The sequence below is a fragment of the Saccharothrix obliqua genome (assembly GCF_019375475.1).
Lineage (GTDB): Bacteria > Actinomycetota > Actinomycetes > Mycobacteriales > Pseudonocardiaceae > Actinosynnema > Actinosynnema obliqua.
This window is the reverse complement of sequence record NZ_JAHXGQ010000014.1, coordinates 130,353-141,134: the sequence shown is the minus strand read 5'-3', so window position 1 is coordinate 141,134 and position 10,782 is coordinate 130,353. Positions and strand designations below refer to the sequence as shown.

The window sequence follows — 10,782 nt, the reverse complement described above, 5'->3', positions numbered from 1 at the left end:
GTCTTCCCCGCGCCAGCGGGGGTGGTCCGCTGGGTGAGGGCACGCAGTACCGGCGCGTGACGTCTTCCCCGCGCCAGCGAGGGTGGTCCGGAACGCCGCCTGGCGGTCGTGACCGACTGCCTGTCTTCCCCGTGCCAGCGGGGGTTCCGAAGCTGTCCGCCCGGAAACTTTCAGGGAGCCTGCCTGATAATTAATGCGCTGCCCGACCACCGTCCTTCCCACGTCGGCGGGAGGTGGTCGGGCCGCGCACCGGCTTTCAGGACAGGCCCTACCCCCGTCGCCCGGTCGTGTAGCGCGCACGCCCCGAAGGGTCGAGTCGGGTCTCGACTTCCGTGAACTCCTGCCCCAGCAGGTCCAGCAGGGCATCGGCCTGCGGCGGGTCGTGTTCGATCGCCATCGCGCCTCCCGGGCGGAGCAGGAGGGTGCCGCGCCGCACCACGTGCCGGATCACCGCCAGGCCGTCGTCGCCCGCGAACACCGCGTGCCGCGGGTGGTGCCGCGACCACTCCGGCAGCAGCGCCGTCCCCTCCGCCACGTACGGCGGGTTGGCCAGCACCAGGTCCACCTTCCCGTTCAGCTCCGCAAGCAGCCCGGGATCGGCCACGTCGCCGCGGTGCACGTAAACGGCGGTGTCGCCGGCGGCGGCGCGGCGGGCCGCGTTGCGGTGCGCGAACTCCAGCGCCACCGGGTCCAGGTCGACCGCGTGCACGGTCGCGTCGGGCCGGGCGCGGGCGACCGCGAGCGCCAGCACGCCCGACCCCGTGCACAGATCCACCACGACCGGCTCCCGGACGTCCTGGACGACGCCGAGCCCCCAGTCGAGCAGGAGTCGGGTGTGCGGGCGGGGCACGAAGACGCCGTCGCCGAGGTCCACCTCGATCCCCGCCAGGTCCGCGTGCCCCGTCAGGTGCTGGACCGGCACGCGGTCGGCGCGCTTCGCCACCAGCAGGCGGATGCGCGCCAACGCCTCCGGGTCCACGGTCTCGTCCCGCGCCAACTCGCCACGCGGAACCCCGAGCACGTGCGCGGCGAGCAGTTCCGCGTCCGTGCGCGGACTCCACACGCCCGCGTCGGTCAACACCTCCTCCGCGTCCCGGATCACCAGGGCAAGGGTTTGCCGCTCCACGAGTGCGCCTTTCAGCCGAGGTGGGTGAGGACGAGCGCCGCCGCCGCGAGGCCGAGGGCGGCGAACTGCGGTGGCCGCAACACCTCCTGGTCCACGGCCACCGCCAGCAACACGGTGCAGACCGGGTACAGCGAGGCGATCGGGCCGACGACGCTGAGCGCGCCGTCGTGCGAGGCGACCAGGAAGCACGCGTTGGCGATCACGTCGAGCACACCCGCGCCCACGGCCCAGCGGGCGGCGGGCGCGGTGAGTCGCGGCGATCCGCCGCGCAGCGCCAGCACCACGGCCGTCACCAGCGTGCCCACGCGGATGCCGACCAGCGGCCACAGGCCGGCGTCCTCGCCGACCGGTTCGAGCAACGCGTAGAACAACCCGTAACCCAGACCGGACGCCAGCGAGAGCCCGAGCAGCGGCCCGGACAGCCGGCTCCGCGTGGCGGGCATCGCGGACACCAGGGCGATCGCCACGACCGCGACGACCGCGCCGACGACGGCGAGCGCACCGGGCGTCCGGTCCACCACCAACCCGAGCACCAGGGGTAACGCCGCGGCGGTCACCCCGGTGATCGGCGCGACCAGGCTCATCGCACCCGCCGCGAGCGCCCGGTACAGCAGCAGGAGCCCGACCCCGCCGGACAACCCGGCCAGGAACCCCCACCCCACGTCGGCGGCGCTCGGCCAGGTGTCGGCGGTCAGCCACAGCGCGCCGACCAGCAGGGGCACGCCGGCCAGCTGGGACACCACCACGACGGCCCGCGCGCCGGCGCCCCGGCTGCCCTTGCCGCCGCAGAAGTCCGCGGCGCCCCAGGCCAGCGCGGTGCCGGACGCGGCGATCTCCCCCAGCACGTCAGGTCGCCCGGATCAGGTGCGCCGGCGCCCACCAGTAGTCGAACACCCACCGCGGTTCGAGCGGGGTGAACCCGGCGGACGCCAGGTCCTCCAGCCAGTGCGCGATCGGCTGCTCGGTGTGCGCGGGCCCGTCGTCCTCGGCCAGCGTGCCGAGCAGGACCGGGACCAGGAAGCGCTGCGCCACCAGCTCCCTGGTGTCGTGGTACTCGCGGATGCCCTGCTCGTAGCGGTCCACCAGGTGCTCGAAGCGCCGGGGGTCCCGGCCGGAGCCGAGGTCGGGCACGTCGAACTCGACCAGCGCGAGCTGCTTGGTGCGCGGGCGCAACCACTTGAACAGCTCGACCCGCTCCGCGCGGGTCAGCGCCAGCAACGCGAACGTGTCCTGCACCAGGTCCCACGACAGCGACGACGCCTGCGCGGTGAACTCCTGCACCGTCCGGGTGTGCGCGCGGTGGGTGATCCCGCGCCGCTCCAGCTCGGCGGCGACCCGCGCCAGGCGCGCCGCCGACGGCTCGACCACGTCGACCTCGACGACCTCCGGGGTCAGCGCCGGCAGCAGCGCGTGCCCCTCGCCGGTGCCGATGTCCAGCAGCCGCACGGAACCGAGTTCGGCGTAGACCGAGCGCAACACCTCGTGCGTGTTCCGGTACAGCCCGACGTTGCCGCCACCCGTGGCGAACGCCGTGAACGGCTCCGGGTCCTCGTAGGGGTCGTCCGCCGCGGGCCGCGCGAGGTACCGCGCGGTCTCCGCGTACACGGCCGAGTCCGGGTCGAGCTTCGCCGCGCGGGCGGCGAGTGCCGCGGCCGCGGCCCGGTCGTCGGCCAGCACGGCGAGGTAGAACAGCTCACGGGCCGTGCCGGCCAGCGGCTCCAGCTCGGCGGGGGTCGCGCCCGACCGGTGCGCGTCCCAGATGCGTTCCAGCGTCATTCATCCTCCGTGTTCGCTGAAGAGCCGGCCTCCACCGGGCACGGCCACCTCGACCCCGGTGCGGTCGAGCAACCGCCACAGGACTGCTTGGTTGGCGGTCACGACGGGCACGCCGAGCGCGCGTTCCAGCGGCTCGATCGCCTCCCACGAGCGGAACCCGCTGCCGGGCACCAGGACGCCGTCCGCGTCGGCCGGGAACGCCGCGCCGACCTGCTCGCACACGTCCTCGACGCGGATCTCCCGGTGCGCGCCCAGGTCGAACAGCCGGTGGTGGGGCACGTCCCGCCACCGGCCGCCCAGTTCGAAGCGGAGCACCCCGGCGGCCGGGAAACCCGCCGCGGCGAGGTACCGCTCGGCCGCGTCGAAGGTCGGCCGGGTGAACCACGGCGGCATCACCACCAGCGGGCGGCGGATGCCCGCCGCGGCCAGCGCGCCCAGGATCGCCTGCGCCGCCGTGAAAACGGGTGTCCCGCCGGCCTTCTCGCGGGCCGCGGCGGTGAAACCCTCGTCGAACTCCGCGCCGCCGAAGAAGCTGCACGAGCCGAAGCACAGGCAGATCGCGGACAGCTCCATCTGCCCCAGCTGGCGCAGGCCGCGCGTCACGTCGGCGGAGTCGACGAACATGCGCCACGAGCTGCCGGTGTACTCGGCGCCGGTGCTGGTCGGGCTCTCGAACCGGGCCGAGTGCAGGGTGACGCCGGGCGGCGCCATCGCCCACAGCTCGGACTCGGCGACCGGGTCGTTGTGGATGACCAGGGCGCCCAACTGGGCCAGCCAGTTCCCGTCAGGCACCGGTCACCTCCCGGTCCGCTTGCCGGTCAGGCCGAACCAGACGAGCACCGCGCCCAGCACCGCCGCGATCCCGGTGGTGGCGAACGCCCACGCGAAGCGGTCCGAGTCGGGGTTGGCGCCCAGCACCAGGACGAGCACCGCGATCCCGAGCGCGCCCGCCATGTACTGGGACGTGGTCATCATCGCGCTGCCCACGCCCTGGTGGCGGTCGGCGATGTCGCGGGTGCCCGCGTCGTAGGTGGCGATGTAGGTGATGCCGTGGCTGAACCCGGTGATCAGCAGGCCCGGCAGGATGTTCACCACGTAGCTGTCGCCGTGCACCTGGAACGCGAGCAGGAACAGGCCGATCGCGTCGACCGCGAACGCCAGGGCCAGCGAGAGGCGCACGCCCAGCGAGCCGATGACCTTGCCCGCCACGGCGTTGGCGACCGCGATCGCGACCGCCATCGGCAGGAACGCCAGGCCCGCGGCGAGCGGGCCGTAGTCGAGCAGCTGCTGGAGCAGCAGCGTCACCAGGAAGAACTGGTTGCCGACGCTGGCCATGTACAACGCGGCCGAGCCGCTGCCGACCACCAGGGACCGGGTCCGCCGCAGCAGCGGGTCGACCAGCGGCTGGCTGCTGCGCCGTTCCTGGGCGATGAACGCGAGCAGCAGCACGGCGGACACGCCCAGGCCGATGAGGGTCGAGGGGTGTCCCCAGCCGACGCTGGACGCCTGCGTCAACGCGAGCGCGGCGGCCAGCACGGTCCCGGTGCACAGCACCGCGCTGGGCACGTTCAGCGTGGTCCGCTCGCGCGACCGCGACTCCGCGGGCTTGGCCAGGAACTTGGGCGCGGCCAGACCGCAGAAGATCGCCAGCGGCAGGTTGATGAAGAACACCCACCGCCAGGACGCCGTGGTGAGCAGGCCGCCGAGGATCACCCCGGCGGCCAGCCCGGACGCGCCGACCGCGCCCCACACCGACAACGCCCTGGTGCGGGCGGGTCCGGCGGCGAACGTGGTGTTGATCAGCGAGATGATGGTGGGCTGGAGCATGGCCGCGGCCACGCCCTGCGCGCCGCGGGCGATCAGCAACGCCTCCGGGCCGCCCGCGAAACCACCCGCCAGCGAGGCCACCCCGAACACCAGCATCGCGCCGACGAAGATGCGCCGGGCGCCGAACCGGTCGGACACGCGACCGCCCACCACCAGGAAGCCCGCGAAGAAGACCGCGTAGCCGCTCACCACCCACTGGAGCGAACTCTCGGTCAGGGCCAGGTCGTCACCGATGCTCGGCAGCGCGATGTACACGATGGAGTAGTCCAAAGCGATCAGGAACTGCGCGACCGCGAGGACCATCAACCCCGCGACCGCCCCTTTGCTCCGGATCGTCGATTCGGCAGGCATGAAACTCTCTTCCGATTGTCCAGTCACTTGCCCCGCGCCGGTTGGTGGTCGGGCGACAGCACGCCCACCAACCCGGGCACGGAACCCAACACCTCGACCGCACCGGCCGCGAGCAGCTGGTCCCGGCTCGCCACGCCGAAGTCGACGCCGTAGGCGGGCATCCCGGCGGCGTTGGCCATGCGGATGTCGTCGACGCCGTCGCCGACCACCACGCACCGCTCCGGCGGCACGCCCAGCTCGGACGCCGCCAGGAGGGCGAGGTCCGGGTGCGGTTTGCCCCGCTCGGTCATGCCGTGGCACGACAGCACGTCGAACCGGTCCAGCAGGCCGGCCGCGCCGAGCAGCTCCACCGCGCTCGGCTTGACCTTGCTGGTGACCGCGGCGAGCGGCCTGCCCTGCGCCCGCAACCCGTCGAGGAGTTCCGGGACGCCCGGGAACACCAGGTCCCGGGCGTTCGGCACGACCAGTTCGGTGAACAGCGCCCTGGTGCGCGCCACCGCGTCCGCGACGTCCGGGTGCTCGACGGGCAGGTCCAGCAGGGACGCCAGGGACGCGGCCAGGGGACGGCCGATCGTGGCACGCAGGTCCGCCTCGGGCACCGGGCGGCTCCGCTCCGCCAGCACCTCGCGGAAGACGCGGAGGATGCCCGCCGGGGTGTCGACGAGCGTGCCGTCCACGTCGAACAGCACCGCGTGCGTCACGCCGCCTCCCGGGCCAGTGCCACGGCGACCTCGCCGGCCAGCGCGGTGGTGGACAGCAGCACCGACCGGTTGGCCTCGGCGGTCGCGCCCTTGGTGGCGGCGGCCACCGCGCCGAGGATGTGCGGCGTGACCTCCGGGCCGCTGACGCCCTCGCGCCGCGCCTCGGCCATCTTCTCGTGGATGAGCGCGTAGACCTCCTCGGACGGCAGGGCGTCGGCCTCGGCGATCGGGTGCGTCACCACGAACGCGCCCTCGTTGCCGACCGCCCAGTGCGCCCGGATGCCCCTGGCCAGGTCGCCCAGGTCCTCGACGCGCCGCGGGTTGCGCTGCCCGCTGGACACGCTGTAGTAGGCCGGGAAGTCGTCGCAGCGGTAACCCACCACGGGAATCCCGTGCGTCTCCAGGTACTCCAGGGTCAGCGCGGGGTCCAGGATGGACTTCGCGCCCGCGCAGACCACCGCGACCCGGTGGCGGGTGAACTGGATGAGGTCCGGCGAGACGTCGAACGTCTCCTGCGCGTTGAAGTGCACGCCGCCGATGCCCGCGGTGGCGAACACCTCGATGCCCGCGTGCGCGGCGGCCAGCAGCGTGGACGACACCGTGGTCGCGCCCAGCCCGCCGCCGGCGATCACCGGGCCGACGTCCCGGGTGCTGACCTTGGGAATGCCCGGGGTGGTGGCGAACCGCTCGATCTGCTCGTCGGTCATGCCGACCACGAACCTGCCGTCCACGATGCCGACGCGGGCCGGCACCGCGCCCGCCGCGCGGACGGCCTTCGCCATGTCGCGCGCGGTGTCCAGGTTCATCGGGTACTTCAGGCCGTGCGCCACCGCCGACGACTCCAGCGCCACCACCGCCTGCCCGCTCCGGACCGCGTCGGCCACCTCGTCGTGCACCGAGATCAAGTCGGTCATGTGCTCCTCCTTCACCGCTGTGCGTCGGCCACCAGCGATCCGCCGGCAAGTCGGTTCCAGGTCTCGAACAGCAGCGGGTGGTTCGCCCGGATGCCGTTGAGGATCGTGTCGTAGGGGACGTCGTCGAAGTCGCCGTGCTCCCGGACGAACTCCATGTGCCGCTGCCCGGTTTCGTCGTACGGGTGGTACACGCTGTCGGCGCGGCCGTCGAACTCCAGCGGGGTGATCTTGTAGAGCTTGCACAGCAGCTTGTTGAACACCGGCGTCACCTTGACCCACCTGCCCTCCAGGAAGACGGTGGTGAGGCCGTGGTAGGTGAAGACGTCGCCGCCGATGAGCCGTTCGAGCTTGGGGTTGGTGATGTGGTTGCGGACGTCGCCGTAGAACAGCCGCGCGGGTATGCCGACCGACCGGAGCGCCGCCGCGTACACGACCGACTTGTGCACGCAGAACCCCATGTTCCGCTGGATGATCGAGCTGGCCCGCAGACCGGCGCGGGAGACGTCCGCGCCCTGGATCTCGTACTGGATGCCGTCCCGGACCGCGTAGTACAGCGCGCGGGCCTTCTCCAGGTCCGGCGCGGACTCGTCCGGCACCGCCCGGCGCACGAACTCGCGCACGACCGGCGACCCGTGGTCGAGGAAATCGGTGGCCTCGGTGCTCATCATCCCCCCGTCAGATCCCGAGCATCCGCGCGATGCGCTGGCGCTGGACGTCGGACGTGCCCGAGTAGATCGTCCCGCCCACCGCGTCACGCAGCCCCTGCTCAATGCCGTACTCGGTGGTGTAGCCGTAGCCGCCGAAGATCTGCACGGCCGCGAGCGCGGAGCTGACGTTGCCCTCGCTGGCCGTCAGCTTGGCGATGGCGATGTCGGTGGTGACGTTCTCGCCGCGCTGGAGCTTGTCCGCCGTGTCGTACAACCACTTCCGGGAGGTCTCCACGGCGATCTTCATGTCGACGATCCGGTTGCTGACCGACTGGTACGACCCGATGGGTTGGCCGAACTGCTCACGCGTGGTGGCGTACTCGACGCACCGCTCCAGCCGGTGCTGCATCTCGCCCACGTTGATGATGAAGGAGCACAGGATCTCCCACTTCATCACGTGGTCGAGGACCAGGAACCCGGCGCCCTCGCCGCCGATCCGGTTGGTCGCGGGCACCCGGCAGCCGTCCAGCGACACCTCGCTGAACGGCGACGTGCGCAGGCCCATCTTGCCGATGGGCGTGCCCACCGACAGCCCCGGCGTGTCCCGCTCCACGAGGAACGCCGTGATCGCGTTGGGGCTGCCCGCCTTGCCGGTGCGGGCGTACACCACGAACAGGTCGGCCACGGGCGCGTTGCTGACGAAGGTCTTCCCGCCCGTCAGCACGTACTCGTCACCGTCGCGCACGGCGGTCGTGCGCATACCCATGATGTCGGAACCGTTGTCCGGCTCGGTGATGGCGTGCGCGCCGATCGCCGACCCGTCGCACACCTTCGGCAGGTAGCGCTCCTTGAGCGCCGCCGAGCCGAACCGCAGCAGCGGGACGCCGACGCTGACCATGTGCGTCGACACCGAGAAGCTCAACCCGCTGTCGCGGCAGCTGTGGCCCAGCCCCTCCAGCACGTACATCGTCGTGAGCAGGTCCTGGTCGAGCCCGCCCCACCGGTCGGGGAAGGGCAGGCCGAGCAGGCCGGTGGCCCGGACGCGGTCCCAGTTCGCCCTGGGGAACACCGCGGCGGCGTCGCGCTCCGCCCGGTTCTCGCTGAGCAGGTCGCCGAGTTCGGTGATCGCGTCGTGCAGCGCCTGCTGGTCGTCGTTCCACCGCATCGCTTCCCGTCCCTCAGTAGTGGGAGAAACCGCCGCTGTCGAGGTGGTGCCGCTCGTCACCGCGCAACGCGGGGTTGAACACGCTGATCAGCTCCAGGTCCTCCTCCGGCCCGGCGATGAGGAAGTGCTCGTCGTGCTCGTTCAACGCGTAGATCACGCCCGGTTCGATGTTGTGCGCGACCCCGTCGCCGGTGACCACCTGGCCGCGGCCGGCGATGCAGTAGCACGCCTCCAGGTGCCTGCGGTAGTGCAGCGGCGACTTGGACCCCGCGCGCACCATGGTGTGCGCGACCGTGAAGCCCATGTTGTCGGCCTCGACCAGGAAGCGGTAGCTCAGACCGTTGCCCCACTCGACGGGTTCCACGTCCGCCTTGGCCCGCACGATCATCGCGCGACCTCGCTGTTCCGCCGGGCGTCCGCCACGAAGGCCGCGATCGCGTCGACCGAGCGGAAGTTGTCCGGCGAGATGTCCGCCTCCTCCACCGCGATGTCGAAGCGCTCGCCGACCCAGGCGATCAGGCGCAGCAACCCCAGGCTGTCGACCACCCCGCTGTCCAGTAAGTTCAGGTCGGGTTCCAGTTGGTCCGGCGGCACGTCCGGCGCGAAGTTCCGGACGATGAAGCTCTTGATCTCGACCTCAGTCGACAACTCGGTTCCTTTCCCCAGTAGTGTTCAGCGCCCGCCGGTCGACCTTGCCGGTCGACGTGCGGGGCAGTTCGCGGTCGACGAACTCGACCGCTGTCGGCACCGCTGTCTTCGGCAACCGGGCCGCGCAGTGCACGCGCAGCCGGATGCTGTCGAGCGAGGAACCCGGCCGGCGGCGGACCACGGCGCGCAGCCGGTGCCCCGCGACCTCGTCGGGCACCGCGAGCACGACCGCCTCGGCCACGTCCTCGTGCTGCTGGATGACCTGCTCGACCTCCTGGAGGTTGGTGCGCACGCCCCGCACCTTCACGTGGAAGTCGTCGCGCCCGGCCAGGAACACCAGCCCGTGCTCGTCCCGGGTGACCAGGTCGCCGGTGCGGTAGAAGCCGTCGCGCCACTTCCGCGCGGTCAGCTCCGGGTCGAGGTAGCCGTGCGCCCGGAAGGGGCTGTCCACCTCCAGCTCACCCGAGCCCGCGTGCGGCACGACCGCGCCGGAGCGGTCGACGATCCGCGCGGTCACCCCGTCGATCGGCCGCCCGATCGGCAGCGCACCACGCGCGACCGCCTCCGCCACGTCGACCTCGTGCAGGAAGGTGTCGTTGGTCTCGGTGCACCCGTAGACGTTCCACAGCCTCGCCGCCGGGAAGAGGCCGGGCACCCGGCCGAGCAGGTTCAGGGGCATCGCGTCCCCGGTGAAGATCACGTGCTTGACGCCGGTGAAGGCGGCGGCCCCGGCGGCGTCGTTCGCGTCCGCGAGCAGCCGGTAGAACATCGGCACCGCCTGGACCACGTCCACGGGGTGACGCGTGCAGACGTCGCGCAGGTACGTGCCGTTGGCCGCCTTGTCCTGCTCCACCAGCACCACGCGGCCACCCGCGTGGAGGGTCGTCCAGATGTCGAGCAGGCACAGGTCGAAGTTGAGCGGGGCGTGGTTGAGCACGGTCGTCCCGGGTCCGATGTCGAAGCGGTCGGCGGCCCACGCGAGGAAACCGTCCACACCGGACTCGGACAGCACGACGGTCTTCGGCAGCCCCGTCGAGCCCGAGGTGGCCAGCAGCAGGCCCGGTCCGGTCCACTCCGGACCCGGCCCGGCGCCGGTCGGCCGCGGCGGCCTGCCCGGCTCCAGGAGGTAGGCGCAGCCGATCCGCTCGCACAGCTCGGCCAGCACCTCCGCACCCAGGTCGGGCGAGGGCAGGAAGACCCGCCGCCCGGCCTGGAGGCACCCGATCACCAGGGCGATCACCGCCGGCGACTTCGCCGCGGGCACGCACACCGCCGCGCCGTCGGGCAGGCCGAGGCCGGTGACGACGGCCCGTGCCGCCGCGGCGAGTTCGGCCAGTTCGCCGTAGGTCAGCAGGACGTCGCCCTGCACCAGCGCCGGGGCGCCCGGCTCGCTGGACACCCTTTCGGAAAACGTCCGGAGAAATGCCTCGGAAGGCATGCGGCGCCCCTCTACCACGGTCATGTGCTGAGTCGACAACGGAGCGGAAGACGTCGAAGGCACGACGGGCAAGGGGCGCGCGGAACACGCGAACGTCAGTCGACCATGCAGGCGACCCCCAGAACCGTCAGTACGGTGACCACGCCTCGATCGCTTGATAGGCAAATTACCAGTGACGGGTCCAGAGCG

12 protein-coding genes are annotated in these 10,782 nt (G+C 72.2%); all 12 read right to left on the bottom strand.

Going from position 1 to position 10,782, the window contains the following annotated elements; genetic code table 11:
* Positions 1 to 268 precede the first annotated feature (268 nt).
* From prmC to KZQ38_RS32400, 12 genes are read right to left on the bottom strand one after another with little or no spacing between them, the layout of a single operon-like run.
* Positions 269 to 1,126: a peptide chain release factor N(5)-glutamine methyltransferase gene (gene prmC / locus KZQ38_RS32455; protein WP_219447767.1), complete on the bottom strand. Its 858-nt coding sequence runs from the start codon at positions 1,124 to 1,126 to the stop codon at positions 269 to 271.
* A gap of 11 nt (positions 1,127 to 1,137) precedes the next feature.
* Complete coding sequence (locus tag KZQ38_RS32450) at positions 1,138 to 1,971, bottom strand: EamA family transporter (protein ID WP_219447766.1); 834 nt, start codon at positions 1,969 to 1,971, stop codon at positions 1,138 to 1,140.
* A gap of 1 nt (position 1,972) precedes the next feature.
* Positions 1,973 to 2,902, bottom strand: coding sequence for a class I SAM-dependent methyltransferase (locus KZQ38_RS32445; RefSeq protein WP_219447764.1), 930 nt, complete (start codon positions 2,900 to 2,902; stop codon positions 1,973 to 1,975).
* The gene (locus KZQ38_RS32440) at positions 2,903 to 3,694 is read right to left on the bottom strand and encodes a maleate cis-trans isomerase family protein (protein WP_219447762.1); all 792 of its coding nucleotides are present in this window, start codon (positions 3,692 to 3,694) and stop codon (positions 2,903 to 2,905) included.
* A gap of 3 nt (positions 3,695 to 3,697) precedes the next feature.
* Positions 3,698 to 5,080, bottom strand: coding sequence for an MFS transporter (locus tag KZQ38_RS32435; RefSeq protein ID WP_219447760.1), 1,383 nt, complete (start codon positions 5,078 to 5,080; stop codon positions 3,698 to 3,700).
* 23 nt (positions 5,081 to 5,103) lie between these two features.
* Positions 5,104 to 5,781 (bottom strand): HAD family hydrolase, encoded by a 678-nt coding sequence (locus tag KZQ38_RS32430; RefSeq protein WP_219447758.1) that lies wholly within the window; start codon positions 5,779 to 5,781, stop codon positions 5,104 to 5,106.
* Positions 5,778 to 6,695 (bottom strand): pseudouridine-5'-phosphate glycosidase, encoded by a 918-nt coding sequence (locus KZQ38_RS32425; RefSeq protein WP_219447757.1) that lies wholly within the window; start codon positions 6,693 to 6,695, stop codon positions 5,778 to 5,780. The genes KZQ38_RS32430 and KZQ38_RS32425 overlap by 4 nt, the downstream gene beginning before the upstream one ends.
* 11 nt (positions 6,696 to 6,706) lie before the next feature.
* A complete protein-coding gene (locus KZQ38_RS32420; protein WP_257902764.1) occupies positions 6,707 to 7,360 on the bottom strand; it encodes a transglutaminase-like domain-containing protein in 654 nt (217 codons plus the stop codon).
* Between the two features lie 10 nt (positions 7,361 to 7,370).
* Positions 7,371 to 8,507, bottom strand: a complete 1,137-nt coding sequence (locus KZQ38_RS32415) for an acyl-CoA dehydrogenase family protein (RefSeq protein ID WP_219447752.1) — start codon at positions 8,505 to 8,507, stop codon at positions 7,371 to 7,373.
* Positions 8,508 to 8,520: 13 nt separating this feature from the next.
* Positions 8,521 to 8,895, bottom strand: coding sequence for an ectoine synthase (locus KZQ38_RS32410; RefSeq protein ID WP_219447750.1), 375 nt, complete (start codon positions 8,893 to 8,895; stop codon positions 8,521 to 8,523).
* Complete coding sequence (locus KZQ38_RS32405) at positions 8,892 to 9,155, bottom strand: acyl carrier protein (protein ID WP_219447747.1); 264 nt, start codon at positions 9,153 to 9,155, stop codon at positions 8,892 to 8,894. Before KZQ38_RS32405 ends, KZQ38_RS32410 begins: the two co-directional genes overlap by 4 nt.
* On the bottom strand, positions 9,145 to 10,554 hold the full coding sequence (locus KZQ38_RS32400) for an AMP-binding protein (RefSeq protein ID WP_219447739.1): 1,410 nt from the start codon (positions 10,552 to 10,554) through the stop codon (positions 9,145 to 9,147). The genes KZQ38_RS32405 and KZQ38_RS32400 overlap by 11 nt, the downstream gene beginning before the upstream one ends.
* Positions 10,555 to 10,782 lie beyond the last annotated feature (228 nt).

What these genes read in the sequence shown, in the direction of transcription:
- KZQ38_RS32435 (WP_219447760.1), bottom strand. Translation starts at nt 5,080, where the DNA reads ATGCCTGCCGAATCGACGATCCGGAGCAAAGGGGCGGTCGCGGGGTTG.
- KZQ38_RS32410 (WP_219447750.1), bottom strand. Translation starts at nt 8,895, where the DNA reads ATGATCGTGCGGGCCAAGGCGGACGTGGAACCCGTCGAGTGGGGCAAC.
- KZQ38_RS32425 (WP_219447757.1), bottom strand. Translation starts at nt 6,695, where the DNA reads ATGACCGACTTGATCTCGGTGCACGACGAGGTGGCCGACGCGGTCCGG.
- KZQ38_RS32420 (WP_257902764.1), bottom strand. Translation starts at nt 7,360, where the DNA reads ATGAGCACCGAGGCCACCGATTTCCTCGACCACGGGTCGCCGGTCGTG.
- KZQ38_RS32415 (WP_219447752.1), bottom strand. Translation starts at nt 8,507, where the DNA reads ATGCGGTGGAACGACGACCAGCAGGCGCTGCACGACGCGATCACCGAA.
- KZQ38_RS32445 (WP_219447764.1), bottom strand. Translation starts at nt 2,902, where the DNA reads ATGACGCTGGAACGCATCTGGGACGCGCACCGGTCGGGCGCGACCCCC.